This window comes from Nonomuraea sp. NPDC050556, assembly GCF_044457355.1.
GTDB lineage: Bacteria > Actinomycetota > Actinomycetes > Streptosporangiales > Streptosporangiaceae > Nonomuraea.
The window spans coordinates 336,765-359,550 of the sequence record NZ_JBITGU010000003.1 but is presented as its reverse complement, the minus strand read 5'-3'; the positions used below and the strand labels follow the sequence as shown (position 1 = coordinate 359,550).

The window sequence follows — 22,786 nt, the reverse complement described above, 5'->3', positions numbered from 1 at the left end:
GTTCAGGAGGGGTACGTGCCGCCTCACCCTCTTTCCTGGCGCTTCACGTAGAGTGATCGCATCTCCCCTGATCATCACGAAGGGGACGACCATGCGCCGCCTGCTCGCCGCAGCCGCACTGATGACGATGGCCGCCGCGTGCGGGACCACTCAGAACGCCCAGCCGCCCGCCGCCGATCCGAGCCCGGCCGCGGTCCAGCCGCTCGCCTGGGGCGCGTGCACGGATCTCCAGCGGCCCGACGGAGAACCGCCCGAGGCCAAGTCCACCGAGGTGTGCGCGACGCTGCCGGTCCCGCTCGACTACGCCAAGCCCGGCGGCGAGAAGCTGAACCTGGCGCTCATCAAGATCCCGGCCACCGGCAAGTCAGGCAAGCTCGGGTCGCTGGTGTTCAACTTCGGCGGGCCGGGCGGTTCCGGCGTGGACACGCTGGCCCAGGCGGGCAAGGCGTTCAGCGTCCTCAACGCGCGTTACGACCTGGTCAGCTTCGACCCGCGCGGCGTCGAGCGCAGCGCGGGTGTGCGGTGCGGCGACGGCGCCGAGATGGACGCCTTCTCCGCCCTCGACACCCAGCCGGACGACGCGCAGACGCAGGCGGAGACCGACGCGGCGAACAAGAAGTTCGCCGGGCTGTGTGAGAAGGACTCGGGCAAGGTCCTCCCCTACGTCGGCACCGTGAACGCCGCCCAGGACATGGACCGCATCAGGGCCGCCGTCGGCGACCCCAAACTCAACTACTTCGGCATGTCGTACGGCACGCAACTCGGCGCGGTCTATGCCACGAAATTTCCGGCGAACGTGGGACGCATGGTCCTCGACGCCCCCCTCGACCCCACGGTCACCTTCGAGCAGCGCACCCTCGTCCAGACCGCCGGGTTCCAGCAGGCCTACGAGAGCTTCCTCAGAGCCTGCGTGAAGGAGAAGTGCGCGCTCGGCGACGACGTCCCCACCGCCAACCGCAACGTGGACAAGCTCCTCTCCCGCCTCACCACCGACCCGATCAAGGTCGGCGACCGCGAGCTCACCCAGGGCCTGGCCTCCACGGGCGTCGCAGCAGCGCTGTACTCCGAGCTGTCCTGGCCGCTGCTGGAGACCGGCCTGGCCGAGGCGATGAAGGACAACGGCGAGATCCTCCTGTACCTCGCGGACTCCTACGCGGGCCGCAACCCCAACGGCACCTACAACACCCAGATGTCCAGCTTCCCGGCGATCACCTGCGTGGACAACGCCGAGCGCCCAGGCGCGGCCGAGCTCGAACGCACCGAGGACGCGGCGCTGAAGATCTCCCCGCTGTTCGGCAACGCGGGGTCGGGGTCGCTGTGCTCGGTGTGGCCGGTGCCGGGGAGCGACGAGGCCAAGCACGTGGACGCGACGGGTTCCGGCCCGATCGTCGTGGTGGGCGGCAAGGGCGACCCGGCGACGCCGTACGAGTGGGCGCCCAAGCTGACGGCCCAGCTCAAGACCGCGGTGCTGGTCACCTACAAGGGCGAGGGCCACGGCGCCTACATGTCGGGCGACAGGTGCGTCCAGAAGACCGTCGACGCCTACCTCAACGACGGCAAGGTCCCCGCGGAGGGCACCACCTGCCCCGCCTAGGCGCAGGCTCCGAAGTCGGCCAGGTCGTGGAGCGTCAGCACCATCGGCCCGGCGAAGGAGACGGCCACCGTGAGGGCGAGCGCGACCGGGCGCGCCCACCCCCACGGCAACCGCGCGAGCTGCGCGAAGGGCAGGGCGAACGCCGCCGAGGCCACGGAGATCGAGGGAAACAGCGCGAACCTGGACAGCACCCAGATGCCGCCGGCGAAACCGTCATCGCCCAGGCAGGTCGCGTGCATGACCACGACGAGCCTGGTCTCCAGCATCGTGCCGACGGTCGCGCACAGCGCGGCGATCACCACGGGGACGCCCCAATAGGGTTCTGTCACGCCAGCCAGCAAAGCAGGCCGATGTAGGGGCGCTGCGTACTACCTGTGAGGGTTCTGTGCAGGAATGTAGGGGTTGGCCGCACGGGCGGCGTCGCGCTCGCGGCGGGCGGCAGCGGCGTGCCCCAGCGCGTCCTGGATCTCGGCCCGGTGGTAGGCGAACAACGCGTCCCGCGTGCCGAGCCGCGCCGCCTTCGCCGCGAAGCCCAGCGCCTCCTTGGAACGCCCCGCCTTGTGCAGCGCCCACGCCAGCGCGTCGGCGACCTCGACGCTGTCGCGCGCCTCGAACTCCTGGCGCAGCAGCCGCACTCCCCGGGCGGCGTCCCCGTGCGCGGCCTCGTAGGTGCCGAGCCCCAGCCGGTCGCCCGACAGCTTCAGCACCGAGGCGGCCAGCGAGAACTGGCGTGTGGCCGCGGCCTCGTCGCCCAGCCGCCGGTGCAGCTCGCCGAGCTCCACGATCACGGACGGGTTCGGGTAGCGGGCGATCGAGGCGGTGTAGTCCTTGACGGCGGCGGACGTGTCGCCCTGCGCCGCCGACACCCTGGCGCGCGCGGCCAGCCCGGGGGCGAACCCGGGCACGATGGCCAGGGTCTGCGCGTAGGCCTCGGCGGCGTCCTTCAGGAGGCCCCGGTGCCAGGCCAGCTCCCCGCGCCTGAACCAGGTCAGCGCCACGTCCGTGGGCATGACCGCGGCGTCCATCGCCAGGGACATCGCCTCGTCGGCGCGCGACGGGCGGCCGGTCAGCTCGAAGAAGTGCGCGGCGCGCAGGAACGAGGCGACGTTGGGGCCGAGGTCGAGCATGCGTTGCAGCGCGCTCTCCGCCTGCTTGTAGTCGCCCAGGTTGAGGTAGGCGTCGCTCAGCACGCCGTACAGGGGGACGTGGGTGCCGTCGATCGCGCGCGCTGCCAGGGCGTGGTCCCTGGCCTGGGCGAACTCGTGTTTCGCCAGCGCCAGGGCGCCCTTGCCGACCAGCGCGGCCAGGTTGCCCTCCGGCTGGAGCCTGAGCGAGGTGGCGAAGGCGCCGTCGGCCTTGCCGTACAGCGCGGGGTCAGCGGTGAACCTGGCCTCCTCGACGTAGGCGGTCCCGAGCTGCGCCCACGCGGCCGGGTCCTGCGGCGCGGTGCGGGTCTTCCGCTGGGCCGCGTCGACGACGGTGTTGAGGCCGAAGGACGGCGCTGGGGCTGGGGGGCGGTCGGCGGCACGCAGCGGGCCGAAGGCGACGACGGTCCCGCCCGCCACGAGCGTGGCCAGACCCAGGGTCAGAAGTGCACGGCGCATAGGGGTTTCTCCAGGTAGACCGGCGGGGCGCCATCGCTGACGCCCCGCCGTACTGTCAGCGGATGTCCGGGTAGGCCTCGTACGGGAAGGTCGCCCTGATCGGCTTGGCCGGGCCCGTGACCGGGCTGAACCAGGTCGGCAGCAGGCTGCCCCGCGTCATAGGCTCACCCATGGCCAGCCGCATGAACGACACGGTCACGTCGTCGGTGAGCCTGCGGCCGTTCGGCCAGCCCTGCAGGTCGCCGCCGATGACGCCGAACCTGTTGGGCTTGGCGGTCACCGGGATCGCCATGTTCAGCCGCGTCATCTCGGCGGGCACGACCTTGGCCGGGTCGACGTCCGCGTTGAGCACGTGCGAGTTCAGGTCGATCTTGATCGGCCCGGTCTGCTTGGCGATCCCGCGCAGGAAGACCTGCTCGAAGTCGAGGCGCGGTCCGGGCGGCGGCAGGTGCAGCAGGCCAGGCGCGAGCAGCGCCGACGCGTACGGGTAGCGGATCCCGGCCTGCATGAGCTTGTTGTTCTGGTCGCTCACCGGCTCCGACGCGTGGTAGAAGTCACGCAGCGGGTGCGGGTTGACGCTGTCGCCGAACATCGACAGCCCCTGCCTGGAGACCTGCCGGTAGGCCGGCTTGCCGTCCCCGCTCAGGTTGAGCGTCCTGCGCGAGGAGGTCGCCCAGATGCCGGTGACCGGATTGCGCTCGACGTCGCCCTTGAGCGCCAGCTCGCTCTTCGGCAGCTGGATGGCGATCGTGTGCACGTTGAACGGCGCGAAGAAGTCGAACGGCGGCGCGACCGGGTTGCCGATCCTGGTGAGGCTGATCGTGCGCAGGTCGAAGAAGAACGGGTCCTTGACCGGCCCGGAGAACGTCTTGCCGCCGTTCGGCAGCGGGACGATCGCCTCCTCGAACTTGTTCCTGTAGTCGAGGCCGAGCGGCCACGGCGACACCGGCGCGGAGTCGAGCAGCACCTGGGTCGGCTTGCCCGGCCTGAGCAGCTCCAGCTTGTAGGTCTGCGGGATGAAGGTCCTGCGCGTCGGCGTCGCGTCGACACCCTGACCGTTGTACGGAGCGTCCCTCGGGTCGTCGACCTCCCCCTCGGCGGGGAAGTCCGGGTAGCCCTTGCTCGGCGGCGCCTTCGGGTCGCCGCTGCCGTCGCCGTTGCGGTACCACCAGCGGTAGGTGAGGTCGGCCTTGGCGTCGCCGTCCTTGTCGATGTGCAGGTCGTAGTAGCCCTGGGTGGCGAACCGGTACCACGGCAGCGGCACCACGGGCAGCTCGAACGGGATGTAGTTCCAGATGACCGTCACCGTGTCCGGACGGTCCGGGCTGGTGAAGGCGTACAGGTCGGTGACGTCCATCTGCGGATCGAGGATCTGCGTGGGCGAGTCGACGTGGTTGGAGGCCTCGCTCACCTGAGTGCCGGGCCCCGCGACTATGGCCAGCGCCAGCAGCGAGCATGTTGCGCCCGCCGCGACGACAGTTCTTCTCATAACCATCTCCTAGTTACTCTGTGTGATTGAATCACGACACAAGGTGAATCCCCCCGGATATTTCGGAGGGATTCTGTGATGACGGGAATGGACCGGCGCGCGCTTCTCAAAGTGGGCGCACTCACAGCGGGCGGGCTCGCGCTCGGCGTGTCGGCGGCGGACGCCGCAGCGGCCGACGAGGCGGACTACGTGATCATCGGCTCGGGGCCCGGCGGCGCGCCGCTGGCAGCCCGCCTGGCCGCCGCCGGATACAGCGTGATCGTGCTGGAGGCGGGCCCGCCGCAGGGCAACCGCACCTGGTACCAGACGCCCGCGCTGCACAACAAGGCGTCCGGCTCCGACACGGCGATCCGCTGGGACTACTTCGTCCAGCAGTACTCGGACACCGCGCTCAACCGCACCAACAGCCAGTGGGTGCCGGGGCGCGGCGTGCTCTACCCGCGCGCCTCCACCCTCGGCGGCTGCACCGCGCACAACGCGCTGATCACGATGTACCCCGACCCGTCGGACTGGGCGTTCGTCGAGCGGCTCACCGGTGACTCCTCGTGGTCACCCGACCGGATGTGGGAGCACTGGCAGAGCGTGCTCGGCTGGCAGCCCGTCGAGGTGCCCGCCCTCATCGAGGCGGCCGAGATCGACCCGCAGCTCGGCGCGCTCATGCGGGCCGCGCGGGACGAGGCGGCCCACCTGCCGGGCGGCAACGTGATCAACGACCCGCTCGCCGTCAACGACCCGCGCAACATCCACGGCGCCCAGGGGTTCGTCAGGACGCCGCAGATGACGCGCAACGGCGTCAGGTACGGCGTGCGCGACATGCTCATCGCCGCCTCCACCCGCTACGCGAGCAGGCTCACGCTGCTGACCGACATCCTGGCCAAGCGCATCGTGCTCGAACGCGCAGCCGACGGCCGGGCCCGTGCGGTCGGGGTGGAGTGCCTGGTCGGACGGCACCTCTACGGGGCCTCGCCGATGGCCGAGCCGGGCGCGCCGCGCACGCTCAAGACGATCAGGGCGCGGCGGGAGGTCATTGTCGCCGGTGGCGCGTTCAACAGCCCGCAGCTGCTCATGCTCTCCGGCATCGGGCCGCGCGAGCACCTGGCCAAGCACGGCATCGCCGTACAGGTGGATCTGCCGGGGGTGGGGGGGAACCTCCAGGACCGGTATGAGGTGACGGTTTCGTCCAAGCACCGGCCGTTCGACCTGATCCAGCTCTGCACGTTCGGCAAGGGCGCCGACCCGTGCCAGGCGATCGCGTCTGGGGTGGACCAGTTCGGGTTCGGCGGGTTCAGCCCGTACTCGTTCAACGGGGTCGTGGGCGGGATCAAGCGGCGGTACGGCAGCGACCCGCGGGCGCAACTGTACGTCTTCGGCGCTCCCGCCGACTTCCGCGGATACGTGCCCGGGTACGGCGAGTCCGGATATGTCCACGACACGTTCTCGTGGCTGGTGCTCAAGGGCTACGCGCAGTCGCGCATGGGGACCGTGCGGCTGCGCTCCGCCGACCCGACGCATCCGCCGTTCGTGAACTTCCGCAAGTTCGACGACGGGAAGGGGGGCGACGAGGACGTGGCGGCGATGGTCGACTCGGTGGAGATGGTCCGCCGGATCAACACCGCCGCCGGGGTGGGCACCGAGGTGTGGCCCGGTCCCGGGGTGACGAGCCCGGAGCAGCTCGCGCAGTGGATCCGCAAGGAGTCGTGGGGGCACCACGCGTCCTGCAGCAACCCGATCGGGGCCGACGGGGACCCGGGGGCGGTGCTGGACAGCAAGTTCAGGGTGCGGGGGACGGTCAACCTGCGCGTCGTGGACGCCAGCGCGTTCCCGCGCATCCCCGGCCTGTTCATCTGGGCCCCGACGGCGATCATCTCGGAGAAGGCCGCCAGCGACATCCTGTCAGAGGCCTGACCATCACCGTCCAGGTGGGAGGCGACGTCTCCCACCTGGAGTCTCTAGGCTCTGGAGACATGACAGACCCCCTTGAGCGGTTCGACGAGGAAGCCACCCGCTTCGTCGCGCTGATCACCGGCGCCGACCTGACGACGCCCGTGCCGACCTGCCCCGGCTGGACCCTCGCCGACCTGGTGACCCACCTGGGCCAGGTCCACCGGTGGGCCGAGCACACCGTCAGAACCCACGCCACCTCTCGCCCGTCCTTCCGCGAGGCCGCCCCAGAGCCCCCGCCCGGCACGGACCTGCCCGGCTGGCTCGCGTCGGGCATAGAGCCGCTCAAGGCCACCCTGCGGGCCGCCGACCCGGACGCGCCGGTGTGGGCGTGGGGCGCCGACCAGCACGTGCGTTTCTGGCCGAGACGGATGTGGCACGAGACCCTCATCCACCGCACGGACGTGGAACAGGCGCTGGGCCTGTCCGTCACCATCCCGGAGGACGCGGCGGTGGACGGGATCGACGAGTTCCTCGCCAACCTGCCGCACGCGCGCAACATCGCGCCGCGCCTGGCCGACCTGACCACGGACGGCCAGACCCTCCACCTGCACGCCACGGACACCGACGGCGAGTGGCTGGTCACGATGCCCCCGGCGTACTCGTGGACCCGGGGGCACACCAAGGCCGACGTGGCGGTGCGCGGTCCTGTGGCCGAGCTCTTGCTGATGGTGTACGGCAGGCGCCCACCGGAAACCCTCACCACCTTCGGCGACCCCACCCTCCTGACCACCTGGCTGAACGCCACCGCCCTCTAACCCACCCCAGGGAACGCCCCGCCCTCACACCCCACCGCGAGGCCCATAAACGCGGGGGCCTTGAGGGCGCGGGGCCTTAGGGGGCGTGGGGCCTTAGGGACGTAGGGCCTTACAGACGTGGGGGCCTTAGGGGCCTGGGGGCCTTGGGGACGCGAGGCACTGGGGCGCGGGACCGTAGAGGCGCAGGGCCTCGAATCCGCGAGGGCCATGGAAGCGGAGCGCACCAGCACAGGCGGGCGGCGCGGCGCGTCTCCCACGACGCGGCCATCCCTGCGACCCGCCCCGTCACCAACGGCGCTCGACGTGTGTGCCGTGACGGCGGGTCGTTGCGCGCTCGGGGAGCGTTGCCCTGGACGGGGCCCGGCCACGGTCGGCGGGTGGCGGGTTCCGTGGCCTGCCGTACCAACAAGCCTCTAAGAAGCCCCGAAAGGGCGTGGACATGGGGAAATCGGCGGGCCCGGGCGCGCTGCCGGTCGGCGGGCGGCGGCGTGCCCGGGCGGGCGGCCGCGAAGACGCGGCCGCTGCATGACGACCGAACGCCGGCCCGGACAGCGGGGAAGGTGCCATCTCGGGGCGTGACGGACGTATGCCAGCTCACCCCCGCGAAGGCGGGAAGGTGCCCCACGCAGGGTGAGCAACCCCTCCGCGACCCCTCACAGGAGCAGCCACGGAGAGCGCCAGCGACGACGGAGACCGCCCGTCGCTGGTTCCGGTGACGGCGGGAAAGTGGCCGTCACTGGGGTCGAAGGGAAACAACCAGAGAGTCAGGCCTGCGTGAACACGCCGAACATGTTGCCCGACGTGTCGTGCAGGTAGGCGAAGTCCGTGCCGGACCCGTCACCCACCGACTTGTGCAGCACCTTCCCGCCCAACTCCTCCGCCTGCGCACACGCCGCCTCCACGGAAGCCACCTGCACGCAGAAGATCGCATGCCCGGGCAGGTCGCCCTTGGTGTTGAACAACCCACCCGCAGGCTGCGAGCCCCCCGCATAGGTGATCATCCGGTAGTCCACCGGCGCGTTCGGATCGCGCTGGTACGTCCACCCGAACAGCGACCCGTAGAACCGCTCAGCACCCTCGGGGTCGTCGGTGGCGACCTCGAACCAGGTGACGGTGTTGTCCATGGCATGCCCTCCTCGTTTGTCGAACACAACAACGATATGACGGCATGGCGACAACCCTATGTCGGTGTTTTCGATTGACTAATCGATAATCGTCCCTCTCACGATCATCTCGGGGACGTCGGAGACGTACCCCTCCAGCGGCCGCTCCGGCGACCGCTCGTTGGTGACGGCCGCCGCCGCGATGCGGTCGAGCCTGAACACCCGCACGTCGTCACGGAGCCTGCACCAGGCCACCAGATACCAGAACCCGCCACGCCCGCCCAGGAACACACCGGGCTCGACGTCGCGCGAGGTCAGGATGCCCTTCCTGTCGACGTAGTCGAGCGTGAGCACCCGCCGACGCAGCAACGCGTCCTCGATCGCGCGCGAGATGCCCTCGCCGCCCAGTGGCAGCGCCACCTCGTCCCCGGGAGCGGGCTCGACGAGCTGCACCCGCCTGGCCAGCTCCCTGGCGAGCTCCCCCTCGGGCCCCGGCATGGCCGCGACCACCTTGCGTAACGCGCTGCGCGCCTGGCGGCCGAAGGGCTGGTCGCCCGAGCGGCTGAGCGCGACGGCGATGGCCACCGCCTCGGCAGGGGTGAAGTTGAGCGGCGGCAGCGACATCTTCTTGTCGATCGCGTAGCCGCCCTTGCGGCCCGGCTCGGCGTAGATGGGCACGCCGGACTCCTGGAGCGCGGCGATGTCACGCTCGATGGTCCGCGCGCTCACCTCGAACCGCTTGGCGAGGTCGCGCGCGGATCGGCACTTGGGGGCGATCGCCCGCAGGTCCTCCACGAGCGCGTAGAGCCGATCGGTACGGTTCACAACCGGGACGCTACGCCGAGCCACCGACAATATCCCGTGGCGAGCCTCCGACCAGCCTGCCTATACTCCGGGACGTGGCTACGTCACGTATTTCCTAGCCGGGAAACCAGGTCCCACACCACACCTGTGTCTTCTGGCTAATACGGAGCGTAACCAAAATGCTTACCGCAAGTGATATTTCTGTCCGCGTCGGCGCCCGCCTGCTGCTGTCCGGCGCCACCTTCCGCGTCGCCCCCGGCGACAAGATCGGACTCGTCGGCCGCAACGGCGCCGGCAAGACGACACTGACCAGGATCCTGTCCGGCGAAGGTGAAGGTGAAGGCGGAGCCGTACCCGCCGAGGGTGAGATCACCCGCGTCGGCTCGGTCGGCTACCTGCCGCAGGATCCGCGCACCGGCGACCTCGACATGACGGCCGCCGACCGCGTGCTGTCGGCGCGCGGCCTGGACGAGATCGTCAGGTCGATGCGTGCCGCCGAGGCGCGGATGGCCACCCACCCCGACAAGGCGATGAAGGCCTACACCAGGGCCGAGGCGCGCTTCACGGCAGCGGGCGGCTACGCGGCCGAGGCGGAGGCCGCGCGGGTCACCGCCAGCCTCGGCCTGCCCGACCGGCTGCTCGCCCAGCCGCTGCGCACCCTGTCCGGCGGCCAGCGCAGGCGGGTCGAGCTGGCCCGCATCCTGTTCGCCGGGCACGACACGCTGCTGCTCGACGAGCCGACCAACCACCTCGACGCCGACTCGGTCACCTGGCTGCGCGACTTCCTGGTCGCCTACAAGGGCGGGCTCATCGTGATCAGCCACGACGTCTCCCTGCTGGAGCGCACGGTGAACCGGGTCTTCGCCCTCGACGCCAACCGCGCCGTGATCGACGTCTACAACGTCGGCTGGCAGACCTACCTCACCCAGCGCGACGCCGAGGAGCGCAGGCGCAAGCGCGAGCGCGCCAACGCCGAGCGCAAGGCGAGCTCGCTGCTCGCCCAGGCGGACAGGATGCGCGCCAGCGCGGGCACGGCCATGGCCGCCAAGAACATGGCCCGCCGCGCCCACCGCATGCTGGACGGCCTCGAGGAGGTACGGCGTGGCGACAAGGCGGCCAAGCTGCGCCTCCCCGACCCCGCGCCATCGGGCAGGACGCCGCTGACGGCGTCCGGCCTGTCCAAGTCGTACGGCTCGCTGGAGATCTTCACCGGCGTGGACCTGGCCGTCGACCGGGGCAGCAGGGTCGTCATCCTCGGTTTCAACGGCGCGGGCAAGACCACGCTGCTGCGCATCCTGGCCGGCGAGATGAGCCCGGACACCGGCATGGTCGTGCCTGGCCATGGGCTCAAGATCGGCTATTACGCCCAGGAGCACGAGACGCTCGACACCGCGAAGACCGTCCGCGAGCACCTGGCGCACCTCGCGGACGGCGAGGCCCGCCGGGTGCTCGGCTCGTTCCTGTTCTCGGGCGACGACGTCGACAAGCCCGTCGGCGTCCTGTCGGGCGGCGAGAAGACCAGGCTGGCGCTCGCCACCCTGGTCACCTCGGGGGCGAACGTGTTGCTGCTCGACGAGCCGACCAACAACCTCGACCCGGTCTCGAGAAAGGAGATCCTGGCCGCCATCGAGAGCTACCGCGGCGCGATCGTCCTGGTCACCCACGACGAGGGCGCGGTGGAAGCGCTGTCCCCCGACCGCGTGCTGCTGCTCCCCGACGGCGTCGAGGACCTGTGGACGGCCGACTACGCCGACCTCGTGTCACTGGCCTGAGGTCCAGGCCAGCAGGTCGTCCAGCGGCCAGGTGTCGACGACGCGCTCTGCGGGGATCCCGCAGAGCGCGGCGCGCTCGCAGCCGAAGCGCTGCCAGTCGAGCTGGCCCGGCGCGTGGGCGTCGGAGTCGATGGAGAAGTAGCAGCCCGCCTCGAAGGCCTGGCGCATCAGGCGCTTCGGCGGGTCGGCGCGGTCCGGCCGGGAGTTGATCTCCACGGCCACGTCGAACTGCCTGCACGCCTCGAACACCAGCTCCGCGTCGAACTCCGACTCCGGCCGCAGCCCGCCCCGCCTGGTGCCCGCCTTGACGATGCGGCCCGTGCAGTGGCCGAGCACGGAGACCAGCGGGTTCGCGATGGCCGTGACCATGCGCCTGGTCATCTCGTAGCGGTTCATCCGCAGCTTGGAGTGCACGCTGGCCACCACCACGTCCAGCCGCTCCAGCAGGTCGGCGTCCTGGTCGAGGGTGCCGTCCGCGTTGATGTCGACCTCGATGCCGGTGAGGATCCTGAACGGCGAGAGCCGTACGTTGAGCTCCTCCACCACCTCCAGCTGCCTGTGCAGCCGCGCGGCTGACAGGCCGTTGGCGACGGTCAGGCGCGGGGAGTGGTCGGTGAGCGCCAGGTAGGAGTGGCCGAGCGACCGCGCGGCCGCGGCCATCTCCTCGATCGGGGAGCCGCCGTCCGACCAGTCGGAGTGGCTGTGCAGGTCGCCCTTGAGCGCGGCGCGCAGCTCAGCAGCGGCGGCGTCCAGGTCGGTGCCCTCGGTGGCCTGGAGCCTGCGCAGGTAGGTGGGCACGTCGCCGGCGAGCGCCTCGGTGACGGCGAGCGCGGTGACCTTGCCGATGCCGGGAAGCGCGGCCAGGCCGCCTGTTTGGGCCAGCCGTACGAGCTCGTCCTGGGGCAGGTCGGCGACGACGGCCGCGGCGTTGCGGAAGGCGCGGACGCGGTAGGTGGGCTCGCCCGCCCGCTCCAGCAGAAAGGCGATGTCACGCAGTGCTTCGACCGGCTCCATTCCGGTTATCTACCCTCCATGAGCGAACGACTCGAAGGTGCCGTGCGTTAGACATTGAACCAGGACAAAACCCGCCGATAGGCTGTGCGGTCACCGAGAGCAGGAGCACATGGCAGCGCCCACCCCTTCGCCGCAACCACCGCAGCCCCCCAGGCCGCCCCAGAAGAAGTCGTCGAAGGTCATCACCCTTACCGTCATCGGCGCGATCTCCGTGCTCGTGGTGGGTTACTGCGCTGCCCAGAGCCAGGACGACGTCACGGCCGACTGCATCGACTCCAGCACGCAGCTGGCCGACGGCTCCTACGCGGTGGTCGACGACGACTACTGCGACGAGAGCAGCAGCCACTACCGCGGCTCGCACGGCGCGTTCCTCTGGTACTACGCGGGCACCAGGATCGGCGCGCGGGTGATGAAGGGCAGCACGATCCGCCCGGCGAACGTGAACATCTCCAGCCGGGGCGGGCACGAGATCCAGCGCGGCGGCTTCGGCAGCCGCTCGTCGAGCGGCGGCTGACCGTGCGCAGGCAGACGGGCGCTCCCCGCGAGGGCTGGGAGAAGATCATCGAGGGCCACGGCCTGGCCTACCACCGCGCCGCGCACCCCGCGGGCCTGGCCCGGCCGTACTGGGACGAGTCCGTTCACTACGTCTTCTCCATGGACGAGGTGCTCGCCCTGGAGGCGCAGGTGGAGGAGCTGCACCAGATGTGCCTGGCCACCGTCGAGCACGTGGTGGCCAACCGGCGGTTCGCCGAGTTCGCGATCCCCGAGTGGGCCTGGCAGGACGTCGCCCGCTCGTGGGAGCGTCGCGACCCGCACCTCTACGGGCGTTTCGACCTGCGTTACGACGGCAACGGGCCGGCCAAGCTGCTGGAGTACAACGCCGACACCCCGACCTCGCTCGTGGAGTCCTCGGTCGTGCAGTGGTTCTGGCTGCAGGACACGCATCCGGACGGCGACCAGTGGAACTCCGTGCACGAGCGGCTCATCGACCGCTGGCGCGAGCTCGACCTGCCCTCCGGGCCCACCCACTTCGCCTGGACGAACATGGACGAGACCGGCGAGGAGGCCATGACCGTGGCCTACCTCCAGGAAACGGCCGACCAGTCCGGGCGCACCACCGTGGCCATCGCCATGGAGGACATCGGCTGGGACGCCCACAACGGCCGGTTCGCCGACGTCGAGGGGCGGATGATCCGGTCGGTGTTCAAGCTGTATCCGTGGGAGTGGATGCTGGCCGACCCGTTCGGGCGGCAGGCCGTACGGCACGGCACCTGGATCGAGCCGCTGTGGAAGGCGCTGCTGTCCAACAAGGCGCTGCTGGCGCTGTTGTGGGAGCTGCACCCCGGCCATCCGAGCCTGCTGCCCGCGTATCTGGACGGGCCGCGCGAGCTGACCTCCTACATCGCCAAGCCGCTGTTGGGGCGCGAGGGCGCGTCGATGCGGATCGTCACGCCCGCCGGGACGCAGAGCACGCCCGGGTCCTACGGCGTCGAGGGGTACGTTTACCAGGGCTTCGAGCCGTTGCCGGTGTTCGACGGGCAGCGGCCGGTGCTGGGCGCCTGGATGGTCGCCGACGAGTCGGCCGGCCTCGGCATCCGCGAGACCACAGGTTTGATCACCGACGACACCTCATCGTTCGTCCCGCACCGAATCGAGCAATGATGACGCTTCTGGAAACCCTCGCGCGTGGCGCCGGAGCGATCGCGGCGTACGCGGCGGTCGGGCTGGTTCTGCTGATCGTCGGCTTCTTCGTGATCGACCTGGCGATTCCCGGCAAGCTCAGCACGATCATCAAGACCGAGCGCAACCCGAACGCGACGCTGCTGACCAGCTCGGGGCTGGCGGCGATCGCCCTCATCGTCGCGGCGTCCATCTGGGCCTCGGGCGGCAAGCTGGCCGAGGGCCTCACGGCGACGGCGGTGTTCGGTCTGGTCGGCATCGCCGTACAGACGGTCGCCATGCTGGTGTTCGACCGCGTTGTCGGCATCTCGGCCCGCGAGCTGGTCAAGGAGCCCGAGCTCCAGCCCGGCACCCGCGTCCTGGCCGTCACCCACGTCGCCATCGGCCTCATCACCGCCGTCGCAGTGATCTGACCACCCCTCCGAGGCCCTGAGCTCCTCCAGGGAGCCCAGGCCGTAACCCCTTGACCTCCTTCCCTTTCGGGGCAGGTCCCCCGGGGATCCCCGAAGCCCCTAAAGGACCTCAAGGGCCAGTCCCTTCAGGGGCCAGGTCGTCCGAGGGGTGGATCCCCTAAAGGTCCTTTGGGGTTGAGGTCTTGTGGGGGTTTTTCTGGGGTCTGGTGGGGGTACGGCTGGCGCATCGGTGAACGAATGGCACCCTTAGGAACGTGAACGACCGAGCGCGCGAGGACACCACGCGGAGACTGGAGCGAGCCATGGGCTCCCTGGGCACCGCCGCCATGTCCAGGATGGACGACCAGCTCCCCTGGTTCAGAGCCCTCAGCGCGGAGGACCGCTCCTGGGTGGGCCTCGTCGCCCAGGCGGGCATCGCCGCGTTCGTCGAGTGGTTCCAGCACGCGGGCGACGACCGCCCCACCCCGTCCATAGAGTTCTTCGGTACGGCTCCGCGCGAGCTCAAACGGTCGATAACCCTCCAGCAGACCGTCGACATCATCCGCATCGTCGTCGAGGTCGTCGAGGCCCAGACCGACGAGCTCGCCGCCCCCGGCGGCGAGGAGGTGCTGGAGCAGGCGATGCTCCGCTACACCCGCGACGTCGCCTTCGCCGCCGCCCACGTCTACGCCCGCGAGGCCGAGGCCAGAGGCGCCTGGGACGCCCGCCTCGAAGCCCTCATCGTCGACGCCCTCGTCAGGGGCGAGGTCGACGACGGCCTCCACTCCTGGGCCGCCGCGCTCGGCTGGACCTCCTCCCCCGTGGTGGTCATCGCCGGCCACGCCCCCGACGACGACCCGAGGTCGGTCATCGACGGCCTGCGCGAGAAGGGCCGCCGCATCGGCATGGACCTGCTGGCCGGCGTCCAGGCCGACCGCCTGATCGTGATCGTCGGCGGCGCGGAGAGCGTCGAGCACGCCGCCAGGCAGGTCGTGGCGCGCTTCGGCACGGGCCCGATCGTGATCGGCCCCGAGGTCCCCGACCTGCACGCCGCAGCCCGCAGCGCCCGCGCCGCGATCGCCGGGCTCAAGGCCTCGTCGGGCTGGCCGGACGCCCCGCGTCCCGTACACGCCGAGGACCTGCTGGCCGAGCGGGCGCTGGACGGCGACGAGGACGCCAGGGCCCAGCTGGTCGAGAACGTGTTCCTGCCGCTGGCCGGCACGCCACTCCTGGACACCCTCGCCACCTACCTGGAGCAGGGCACCTCGCTGGAGGCGACGGCCCGCCTGCTGTTCGTCCACCCGAACACGGTCCGTTACCGGCTGAAGAAGATCACCGAGCTCACCGGCTACCAGCCGACCGAGGGAAGATCGGCCTTCACCTTGCAGGTTGGGCTGATCCTGGGCAGGCTGTCAGAGAGCGCGGTAACGTGGCGAGCCCTAACGTAACAAGGACGAAACCCGCGCTGTAGGGTTCCTACAAAACGTTGGGGACAAAGTTCGTACGGATCTCTACCCCCGTGTCGAACTTCTACAGGGCATGGTGGATTGCGTGCTCGTACTCGTCGCCCCGGGCCAAGGCGCCCAGACTCCAGGCTTCCTGACCCCTTGGCTGGAACTACCCGGCCTCGCCGACCGGCTGTCGGCGTGGTCTGACGTCGTCGAGCTCGATCTCATCGCCTACGGCACCACCGCCGACGCGGACGCGATCCGTGACACGGCCGTCGCGCAGCCGCTCCTCGTGGCCGCCTCCCTCGCCGCCGCCGAAGCACTCGGCGCCAAGCCCGACCTCCTCGCAGGCCACAGCGTCGGCGAGCTCGCCGCCGCAGCGCTGGCCGGGGTGATCACCCCGGAGCAGGCCCTCGCGCTCGTGCGCGAGCGGGGCAGGGCCATGGCGAAGGCCGCCGCCGTCACCAAGACCGGCATGACCGCGGTCCTGGGCGGCGTCGACGTGCTGGAGGCGCTCGACAAGCACGGGCTGACCCCGGCGAACATCAACGGCGCAGGACAGATCGTGGCCGGCGGAACACTCGAGCAGCTCGCCGCGTTCAAGGAAGAGCCCCCGGTTCGCGCGCGGCTCATGCCGCTGTCCGTCGCAGGCGCCTTCCACACCGTGCACATGGCACCGGCCGTGGAGGAACTGCGCCGGGCGGCCGAGGGCCTCACGCCGCAGGACCCGGGCGTGAAGCTGCTGTCGAACGCCGACGGCGCCGTCGTGACCAGTGGAGCCGCCTTCGTGGAACGCCTGATCAACCAGGTGAGCAACCCGGTCCGCTGGGATCTCTGCATGGAGACCATGGCGGCCGAGGGCGTCACCGCCATGATCGAGCTGCTCCCTGGCGGCACGTTGACCGGCCTGGCCAAGCGCGCGCTCAAGGGCGTGGATACCGTGGCTCTGAAGACTCCAGACGACCTCGACGCGGCCAGGGAGCTGACGAAGTGAGAATTCCCGACGCATCGCCGGGCGCCAAGGTGCTGGCTTTCGGCCACTACCAGCCCGCCAACATCGTCACCAACGACGACCTGGCCAAGACCATGGAAACCAACGACGAGTGGATCCAGTCCAGGGTCGGCATCAAGGAGCGCAGGATCGCCCTCGAAGGCGAGTCCGAGGTCGACATGGCGGTCCAGGCGGGCGGCAAGGCCATCGCGGCCAGCGGCCTCGCGGCCACCGAGATCGACCTGGTGATCGTCGCCACCTGCACCCCCGAGTCCACGATCCCCAATGTCGCCGGGCGGGTCGCCCACCGGCTGGGCATCGGCGCCCCTGGCGCCTTCGACGTCAACGCCGCCTGCGCGGGGTTCTGCTACGCGCTGGCCACGGCCAGCGCCGCCGTACGCGGCGGGTCCGCGCGCAACGTGCTGGTCGTCGGCACCGAGAAGCTGTCGCAGTGGCTCGACTGGACCGACAGGGCCACCGCGGTGATCTTCGCGGACGGCGCGGGCGCTGCCGTGGTCGGCCCGGCCGAGACGCCGGGCATCGGCCCCGTGGTCTGGGGCAGCGCGGGCGACAAGTCCGACGCGATCAGCATCAAGGACCGCAACTCCTTCCTCACCCAGGAAGGCCAGACCGTGTTCCGCTGGGCCACCACCGCGCTTCACCCGGTGGCCAGGGAGGCCTGCGAGCGTGCCGGGGTGGACCCGTCGGAGCTGGCGGCGTTCGTGCCGCACCAGGCGAACCTCCGCATCATCCAGGCCATCGCCCGCAAGATCGGCGCGGACAACGCGATCGTCGCGGACGACATCGTGCTGGCAGGCAACACCTCGGCGGCGTCCATCCCGCTGGCGCTCTCGCGCATGATCGAGCGCGGCGAGGTGCAGTCGGGCGAGCTGGCCCTGCTGCTCGGCTTCGGCGCGGGGCTGACCTATGCCGGCCAAGTGATCGAGATTCCCTAGGATCTCGTACGTCCCACAGCTTGTACGGCGTTGCCGTACAGAACCCAGAAATCACCAAAGGAGAACTACCGACATGGCAGTCAGCGAGCAGGAGATCCTCGAGGGCCTCGGCAAGATCGTCAACGAGATCACCGGGATCCCGGCGTCGGACGTCACCCCGGAGAAGAGCTTCGTGGACGACCTCGACATCGACTCCCTGTCCATGGTCGAGATCGCCGTTGCCGCTCAGGACGAGTTCGGCGTCGAGATCCCCGACGACCAGCTCAAGAACCTGAAGACGGTCAAGGACGTCCTCAACTTCATCCAGGCCTGACCTAACCCAGAAGAGGACCACCCTCTGACGGGCCAAGGTCCCAAAAGGACAGCAGCCCTCTACGGGCCGAGGTCCCTGAAAGGACATCAGCCCCAGAGGGACGGGAGGTCCGTGAGGGGTTCTCTCTGGAAGCTCGACCAGCACTGAGACTCGATCAGCAAGGAGCGTAAAACACGTGAGTGCAAACCGGGTACGTGTCGTCGTCACCGGCCTCGGCGCGACGACGCCCGTCGGTGGAGACGTCACCTCGACCTGGTCGGCGCTCCTCGCCGGTCAGTCTGGTGTGGAGACCCTCACCGAGGACTGGGTCGACGCCGTCCCCGTGAAGTTCGCGGGCAAGGCGGCCGTCGACCCGACCGAGGTGCTGCCCAGGCCCGAGTCGCGCAGGCTCGACCGCAGCGAGCAGTTCGCGCTCGTCGCGGCGCGCGAGGCATGGCAGGACGCGGGCGCGCCCGACGTCCCGTCCGAGCGCCTCGGCGTGGTGGTCTCCTCCGGCATCGGCGGCATCAGCACCACCCTGGCCGCCTACGACACGTGGAAGGAGAAGGGCTGGAACCGCCTTTCCCCGTTCACCGTCCCCATGCTCATGCCGAACGGCCCAGCCGCCTGGATCGGCCTCGACCTGAAGGCCCAGGCCGGTGTGCACGCCACGGTCTCCGCCTGCGCGTCGGGCGCCGAGGCCATCGGCTACGCGATGGACATGATCCGCTCCGGCCGCGCCGACGTCGTCGTCGCCGGTGGCACGGAAGCCGCGATCCACGGACTCAACATGGCCGCGTTCGCCGCGGCCCGCGCGATGTCGACGCGCAACGACGACCCGGCGGGCGCCTCGCGCCCCTGGGACCGCGACCGCGACGGGTTCGTGCTCGGTGAGGGCGCCGGCATCGTGGTGCTGGAGTCCGAGGAGCACGCGAGGGCCCGCGGCGCCCGCATCTATGCCTACGCCTCCGGCGTCGGCTACTCGGCGGACGCCCACCACATCACCCAGCCCGAGCCGGACGGCAAGGGCATCATCATGGCGATGACGCAGGCGCTCAACGACGCCGGGCTGACCGGCGCCGACATCAAGCACATCAACGCGCACGCCACCTCGACCCCGGCCGGCGACGTCGGCGAGGTGGTCGCCATCGCCAAGGCGATCGGCACCCACCCGCTGGTCACCTCGACCAAGTCGATGACCGGCCACCTGCTCGGTGGCGCCGGCGGCATCGAGTCCGTCTTCGCGATCAAGGCGCTGGAGAACCGCATCGTGCCCGCCACGATCAACCTCGCCAACATCGACGACGGCATCGAGGTCGACCTCGTCCACGGCAAGAACCGCGAGCTCCCCGAAGGCGACATCGCCGCGGTGAACAACTCGTTCGGATTCGGCGGCCACAACGTGACCGTCGTCTTCTCGTCACACTAAGTCGCACTAAGTCGCACTAGGAACGCCTAACAAGGAGACCTCTCTCATCTCCCTCACCTGTGTGAGCAGGTAAGGGAGACCAGGAGTGTCGGGAAGGGTCCTTTGTTGGGAGCTCCAAGTCGCACTGAGGGAGAGCCCATGACCGTGCTCGGCAACGGGGTGGTGAAGGGCTCCGATCAGGAGCCCGCCGATCCGCGTGACCCTGTCGTACGCCTGTCCGCCCTGCTGGACGAGGGCACGGTCCGGCTGATCACCCCGCAGGACGAGAGCGGCGTGCTGGCCGCCATGGGTCGCGTCGAGGGTGTGCCCGTCGTCGCCTTCTGCAGCGACGCCCGCTTCCAGGGCGGCGCGATGGGCAGTGAGGGCTGCGAGCACATCGTCCACGCCTACGACGTCGCTGTGCGCGAACGGGTGCCGGTCATCGGCATCTGGCACTCCGGCGGTGCGCGGCTCGCCGAAGGCGTCGAGTCGCTGCACGCCGTCGGGCGCGTCTTCTTCGCGATGACCAAGGCGTCCGGCGTCGTGCCGCAGATCTCCGTGGTCGTCGGCGCCGCGGCGGGCGGCGCCGCCTACGGCCCGGCGCTGACCGACCTGGTGATCCTGGCCGACGAGGGCCGCATCTTCGTCACCGGGCCCGACGTGGTCCGCAGCGTCACCGGCGAGGACGTCACCAGCGCCGCGCTGGGCGGCCCCGAGCCGCACAGCAAGCGCAGCGGCGTCGTGCACATCGTGACCAAGACCGAGACGGACGCCTACGTGCAGGCGCGACGGCTGTCGGTGCTGCTCGGCCACCAGGGCCGGGTGCGCACCTCCGCCGTCGAGGAGACGGACTTCTCCACGCTGCTGCCCGAGTCGGCCCGGCGGGCCTACGACGTCAAGCCGCTGGTGAACGGCCTGCTCGACGAGCCCGGTCTCGAACTCCATCCCAAGTGGGCGCCGAACATCGTCACCTCGCTCGGCCGCCTCGGCGGCCGCACTGTTGGCGTCATCGCCAATAACCCGATGCGACTCGGCGGTTGCCTCGACGCCACGTCCGCCGAGAAAGCCGCCCGCTTCGTTCGTATGTGTGACGCTTTCGGGGTTCCTTTGGTTGTCCTGGTGGACGTGCCCGGTTATCTCCCGGGTGTCCAGCAGGAACACGACGGCGTCGTACGGCGGGGCGCCAAGCTCCTGCACGCCTTCGCCGAGGCGTCCGTGCCGCGCGTCACGCTCGTCACCCGCAAGGCGTACGGCGGCGCCTACGTCGCCATGAACTCCCGCGCGCTGGGCGCCACCAAGGTGTTCGCGTGGCCGACGACGCAGGTCGCGGTCATGGGCGCGGTGGCGGCTGTCCGCATCCTCAAGCGCCGCGAGCTCGCCGCCGCCGCTGAAGAGGACCGCGCCGAGCTGGAGCAGAGGCTGGCCGAGGAGCACGAGCGGCTGGCCGGTGGGCTGGAGCGCGCGCAGGAGCTGGGCGTGATCGACGAGGTCATCAAGCCCGAGGAGACCCGCGGCGCGATCGCCAAGATCATCGCCCAGGCGACCCCGGCGCGCGGCGCCCACGGAAACATCCCGCTTTAGGAGCACCGGGAAAGCCCCTGAGAAAAGGCCCCGCACCACTGTGGTGCGGGGCCTTTCTGGTCGGCGGATCGAGAGGAGAGCGGGGCCGCTCGCGGTGGCCGACCACGGAGCGGCCCTACGGGACGACGTTACGGCGGCCCGCCGTCACCGCTGGATGGCTGTGATGGACAGGCGGACGGGAGGTCGGCGAGTGGCCGTCCGCCGGCGCCAGCCGTACGAGAAGGTCATACGGCAGCGTGGAGCCAGCGCACCGGTGCGCCGTCCCCCGCGTAGCGGAAGGGTTCCAGCTCCTCGTCCCACGGCTTGCCCAGGAGCTTGTCCAGCTCGTCCTCCAGGACGCACCGCCCCTGTGACGCCATGAGCATCACCGCGCGCAGCCGGTCCTCGGGCACGAGGATGTCCCCCGCCGCCCCGATGATCGACGTGAACGCGCCCAGTGTCGGGGTGTAGGCGTGGCGAGACCCGTCGACGCCCGGCGAGGCGTCCTCGGTGATCTCGAAGCGGATGCGCTGCCAGCCCATGAGCGAAGAGGTGATCGCCGCGGCGATGCCGGGACGGCCGTCCCACTCCGCCTGCGCGCGCACGACACCGGGCGCGGCGGGTTGCGGAGTCCACTTCAGGTCTACGGGCACGCCAAAAACACCCGCGACCGCCCATTCGATATGAGGGCACAGCGCGGGCTGAGCCGAGTGGACGTACAGCACGCCACGAGCAGACACCGGACCTCCCGTTTCGGTACGAGGTGCGCCTTCCCCAACGGCCTCGAGCTAACAGGATGATCACAAGTGACTAGGGAGAGACTACCGGTGACCGTCAGCGCGCACCAGAGGGGGGCCATACCAAGATGTTGCGGCTGTGGCACGTGACACAGGCCCCTGCTGGGTTAGATACAGCGGCATGGACGTCGAAGCCGCCGGCGCGGCCCTTATCCGCCCAGGTCAGCTCCTGGCCGACCGTAGCGCGCTGTCCGCTGTGTCCCGATGGACGCAGGCGGTCGCAGAGGCGGACGGGATCTGCACGATCAGGCTCTCCCCGGGCGTCGACCCGTGCGAGCTCGCCACCGAGCTGCGCGGCCAGGGCCACCGCGCCTCCCCCAACCACGTCTTCACCGGGCAGCCGCTCTTCTTCGGCGGCCCGGCGTCAAGACCGTTCCCCGCCGACCCGATCGCCTACCGGCCGGGCAGGTCCCGCTCCCCCGTCACCGTCGCCCTGCTCGACACCGGCGTCGCCGAGCACCCGTGGTGGAAGGCCGGCCCGTGGTACGCCAAGGAGCAGGCGGACGCCGAGAGCGGCGCCCAGGCCGGACACGGCACGTTCATCGCCGGGCTGCTCCTGCGCCGCGCGCCCGGGGTGTCGCTGCGGGTGGCCAGGGTGCTCGACGGCGACGGCGTGGGCGACGAGGCGGGCGTGGTGCGCGCGCTGCACCGGCTGCGCGGCAGCGTCCCGCAGGTGCTGAACCTCTCCTTCGGCGGCCACACCTTCGACGACGGGCCACCCAAGCTGCTGGCCGACGCCATCGGCGCGCTCGACGGCTGCGTCGCGGTCGCCTGCGCCGGCAACACGGCGGCCGACCGCCCGTTCTGGCCCGCCGCCCTGCCGAAGGTGGTGGCGGTGGCCGCGCTCGACAGGACCGAGCAGCAGCGGGCCCCCTTCTCCGCGCACGGCCCCTGGGTGGACGCCTGCGCCCGCGGGGAGTGGCTGAGCAGCACGTTCCTCAGCCAGGGCGACTTCGCCGGGTTCGCGAGCTGGAGCGGCACCTCGTTCGCGACCGCGCTGGTCGCCGGGGCGATCGCTGACGCGGCCAGGGACGCGCCGGTGGCCGAGGCGGTCGCGAGGGTGCTGGGCGGCCGACAAATTCCCGATCTGGGGGCTCTCGTCCCCGCGAATCTGTAGAGTTTACGCAGAGTCCTCGTTCCAACACGGGGAGGCAACATGGCGTACACAGGGCTCCCTCACGGG

Annotated in this window: 21 protein-coding genes; 14 read left to right on the top strand and 7 right to left on the bottom strand. The window is 70.5% G+C overall.

Annotated features, from left to right (window positions below; genetic code table 11):
- Positions 1–91: 91 nt before the first annotated feature.
- Positions 92–1,594 carry an alpha/beta hydrolase gene (locus ACIBG8_RS30765; protein WP_397346512.1) on the top strand — a complete coding sequence of 501 codons (1,503 nt, stop codon included), beginning with the start codon at positions 92–94 and terminating at the stop codon, positions 1,592–1,594.
- Here the strand turns inward: ACIBG8_RS30765 and ACIBG8_RS30760 are convergent.
- The 3 genes from ACIBG8_RS30760 to ACIBG8_RS30750 are packed head-to-tail and all read right to left on the bottom strand — an operon-like array spanning position 1,591 to position 4,687.
- Positions 1,591–1,923, bottom strand: coding sequence for a hypothetical protein (locus ACIBG8_RS30760; RefSeq protein ID WP_397346511.1), 333 nt, complete (start codon positions 1,921–1,923; stop codon positions 1,591–1,593). The two genes, ACIBG8_RS30765 and ACIBG8_RS30760, sit on opposite strands and share 4 nt — an antisense overlap.
- A 39-nt stretch (positions 1,924–1,962) precedes the next feature.
- The gene (locus tag ACIBG8_RS30755) at positions 1,963–3,198 is read right to left on the bottom strand and encodes a tetratricopeptide repeat protein (RefSeq protein WP_397346510.1); all 1,236 of its coding nucleotides are present in this window, start codon (positions 3,196–3,198) and stop codon (positions 1,963–1,965) included.
- Positions 3,199–3,253: 55 nt separating this feature from the next.
- The gene (locus ACIBG8_RS30750; protein WP_397346509.1) at positions 3,254–4,687 is read right to left on the bottom strand and encodes a DUF4331 domain-containing protein; all 1,434 of its coding nucleotides are present in this window, start codon (positions 4,685–4,687) and stop codon (positions 3,254–3,256) included.
- Between the two features lie 78 nt (positions 4,688–4,765).
- Between ACIBG8_RS30750 and ACIBG8_RS30745 the strand changes: the two genes are divergently transcribed.
- Positions 4,766–6,592, top strand: a complete 1,827-nt coding sequence (locus ACIBG8_RS30745) for a GMC family oxidoreductase (RefSeq protein ID WP_397346508.1) — start codon at positions 4,766–4,768, stop codon at positions 6,590–6,592.
- Positions 6,593–6,651: 59 nt separating this feature from the next.
- On the top strand, positions 6,652–7,386 hold the full coding sequence (locus ACIBG8_RS30740; protein ID WP_397346507.1) for a maleylpyruvate isomerase family mycothiol-dependent enzyme: 735 nt from the start codon (positions 6,652–6,654) through the stop codon (positions 7,384–7,386).
- 764 nt (positions 7,387–8,150) lie between these two features.
- Here the strand turns inward: ACIBG8_RS30740 and ACIBG8_RS30735 are convergent.
- Positions 8,151–8,510, bottom strand: a complete 360-nt coding sequence (locus tag ACIBG8_RS30735) for a VOC family protein (protein WP_397346506.1) — start codon at positions 8,508–8,510, stop codon at positions 8,151–8,153.
- 78 nt (positions 8,511–8,588) lie between these two features.
- A complete protein-coding gene (locus ACIBG8_RS30730; RefSeq protein ID WP_397346505.1) occupies positions 8,589–9,314 on the bottom strand; it encodes a helix-turn-helix transcriptional regulator in 726 nt (241 codons plus the stop codon).
- Between the two features lie 158 nt (positions 9,315–9,472).
- On the opposite strand from ACIBG8_RS30730, the gene ACIBG8_RS30725 reads away from it, so the two are divergent.
- Complete coding sequence (locus ACIBG8_RS30725; protein ID WP_397346504.1) at positions 9,473–11,065, top strand: ABC-F family ATP-binding cassette domain-containing protein; 1,593 nt, start codon at positions 9,473–9,475, stop codon at positions 11,063–11,065.
- On the opposite strand, the gene ACIBG8_RS30720 is transcribed toward ACIBG8_RS30725, so the two are convergent.
- Positions 11,054–12,079 carry a PHP domain-containing protein gene (locus tag ACIBG8_RS30720; protein ID WP_397346503.1) on the bottom strand — a complete coding sequence of 342 codons (1,026 nt, stop codon included), beginning with the start codon at positions 12,077–12,079 and terminating at the stop codon, positions 11,054–11,056. The genes ACIBG8_RS30725 and ACIBG8_RS30720 overlap by 12 nt on opposite strands.
- Before the next feature lie 109 nt (positions 12,080–12,188).
- On the opposite strand from ACIBG8_RS30720, the gene ACIBG8_RS30715 reads away from it, so the two are divergent.
- From ACIBG8_RS30715 to ACIBG8_RS30675, 9 genes are all read left to right on the top strand, one after another.
- The gene (locus ACIBG8_RS30715) at positions 12,189–12,593 is read left to right on the top strand and encodes a hypothetical protein (RefSeq protein ID WP_397346502.1); all 405 of its coding nucleotides are present in this window, start codon (positions 12,189–12,191) and stop codon (positions 12,591–12,593) included.
- 2 nt (positions 12,594–12,595) lie between these two features.
- Positions 12,596–13,741 carry a glutathionylspermidine synthase family protein gene (locus tag ACIBG8_RS30710; RefSeq protein WP_397346501.1) on the top strand — a complete coding sequence of 382 codons (1,146 nt, stop codon included), beginning with the start codon at positions 12,596–12,598 and terminating at the stop codon, positions 13,739–13,741.
- The gene (locus tag ACIBG8_RS30705) at positions 13,738–14,172 is read left to right on the top strand and encodes a DUF350 domain-containing protein (RefSeq protein ID WP_397346500.1); all 435 of its coding nucleotides are present in this window, start codon (positions 13,738–13,740) and stop codon (positions 14,170–14,172) included. Before ACIBG8_RS30710 ends, ACIBG8_RS30705 begins: the two co-directional genes overlap by 4 nt.
- A gap of 302 nt (positions 14,173–14,474) precedes the next feature.
- Positions 14,475–15,599, top strand: coding sequence for a PucR family transcriptional regulator (locus ACIBG8_RS30700; protein WP_397347805.1), 1,125 nt, complete (start codon positions 14,475–14,477; stop codon positions 15,597–15,599).
- Between the two features lie 103 nt (positions 15,600–15,702).
- Complete coding sequence (locus ACIBG8_RS30695; protein ID WP_397346499.1) at positions 15,703–16,593, top strand: ACP S-malonyltransferase; 891 nt, start codon at positions 15,703–15,705, stop codon at positions 16,591–16,593.
- Positions 16,590–17,546, top strand: coding sequence for a beta-ketoacyl-ACP synthase III (locus tag ACIBG8_RS30690; RefSeq protein WP_397346498.1), 957 nt, complete (start codon positions 16,590–16,592; stop codon positions 17,544–17,546). The genes ACIBG8_RS30695 and ACIBG8_RS30690 overlap by 4 nt, the downstream gene beginning before the upstream one ends.
- A 73-nt stretch (positions 17,547–17,619) precedes the next feature.
- Entirely contained in the window at positions 17,620–17,859 is a 240-nt protein-coding gene (locus ACIBG8_RS30685) for an acyl carrier protein (protein WP_397346497.1), read from the top strand.
- A 175-nt stretch (positions 17,860–18,034) separates the two neighbouring features.
- On the top strand, positions 18,035–19,267 hold the full coding sequence (gene fabF, locus ACIBG8_RS30680) for a beta-ketoacyl-ACP synthase II (RefSeq protein ID WP_397346496.1): 1,233 nt from the start codon (positions 18,035–18,037) through the stop codon (positions 19,265–19,267).
- A gap of 138 nt (positions 19,268–19,405) precedes the next feature.
- Complete coding sequence (locus ACIBG8_RS30675) at positions 19,406–20,827, top strand: carboxyl transferase domain-containing protein (RefSeq protein ID WP_397346495.1); 1,422 nt, start codon at positions 19,406–19,408, stop codon at positions 20,825–20,827.
- A gap of 224 nt (positions 20,828–21,051) precedes the next feature.
- Here the strand turns inward: ACIBG8_RS30675 and ACIBG8_RS30670 are convergent, their stop codons facing one another.
- Entirely contained in the window at positions 21,052–21,546 is a 495-nt protein-coding gene (locus ACIBG8_RS30670) for a DUF3145 domain-containing protein (protein WP_397346494.1), read from the bottom strand.
- 178 nt (positions 21,547–21,724) lie between these two features.
- Here ACIBG8_RS30670 and ACIBG8_RS30665 point away from each other — a divergent pair, with 178 nt between their 5' ends.
- Positions 21,725–22,720, top strand: coding sequence for a S8 family peptidase (locus ACIBG8_RS30665; protein WP_397346493.1), 996 nt, complete (start codon positions 21,725–21,727; stop codon positions 22,718–22,720).
- Positions 22,721–22,786 lie beyond the last annotated feature (66 nt).

Bases quoted from the DNA above. Each gene is read 5' to 3' on its own strand.
- ACIBG8_RS30745 (WP_397346508.1), top strand. From the start codon at position 4,766: ATGACGGGAATGGACCGGCGCGCGCTTCTCAAAGTGGGCGCACTCACA.
- ACIBG8_RS30705 (WP_397346500.1), top strand. From the start codon at position 13,738: ATGATGACGCTTCTGGAAACCCTCGCGCGTGGCGCCGGAGCGATCGCG.
- ACIBG8_RS30740 (WP_397346507.1), top strand. From the start codon at position 6,652: ATGACAGACCCCCTTGAGCGGTTCGACGAGGAAGCCACCCGCTTCGTC.
- ACIBG8_RS30735 (WP_397346506.1), bottom strand. From the start codon at position 8,510: ATGGACAACACCGTCACCTGGTTCGAGGTCGCCACCGACGACCCCGAG.
- ACIBG8_RS30700 (WP_397347805.1), top strand. From the start codon at position 14,475: ATGGGCTCCCTGGGCACCGCCGCCATGTCCAGGATGGACGACCAGCTC.
- ACIBG8_RS30755 (WP_397346510.1), bottom strand. From the start codon at position 3,198: ATGCGCCGTGCACTTCTGACCCTGGGTCTGGCCACGCTCGTGGCGGGC.
- ACIBG8_RS30675 (WP_397346495.1), top strand. From the start codon at position 19,406: ATGACCGTGCTCGGCAACGGGGTGGTGAAGGGCTCCGATCAGGAGCCC.
- ACIBG8_RS30765 (WP_397346512.1), top strand. From the start codon at position 92: ATGCGCCGCCTGCTCGCCGCAGCCGCACTGATGACGATGGCCGCCGCG.
- ACIBG8_RS30750 (WP_397346509.1), bottom strand. From the start codon at position 4,687: ATGAGAAGAACTGTCGTCGCGGCGGGCGCAACATGCTCGCTGCTGGCG.
- ACIBG8_RS30720 (WP_397346503.1), bottom strand. From the start codon at position 12,079: ATGGAGCCGGTCGAAGCACTGCGTGACATCGCCTTTCTGCTGGAGCGG.
- ACIBG8_RS30715 (WP_397346502.1), top strand. From the start codon at position 12,189: ATGGCAGCGCCCACCCCTTCGCCGCAACCACCGCAGCCCCCCAGGCCG.
- ACIBG8_RS30685 (WP_397346497.1), top strand. From the start codon at position 17,620: ATGGCAGTCAGCGAGCAGGAGATCCTCGAGGGCCTCGGCAAGATCGTC.
- ACIBG8_RS30665 (WP_397346493.1), top strand. From the start codon at position 21,725: ATGGACGTCGAAGCCGCCGGCGCGGCCCTTATCCGCCCAGGTCAGCTC.
- ACIBG8_RS30725 (WP_397346504.1), top strand. From the start codon at position 9,473: ATGCTTACCGCAAGTGATATTTCTGTCCGCGTCGGCGCCCGCCTGCTG.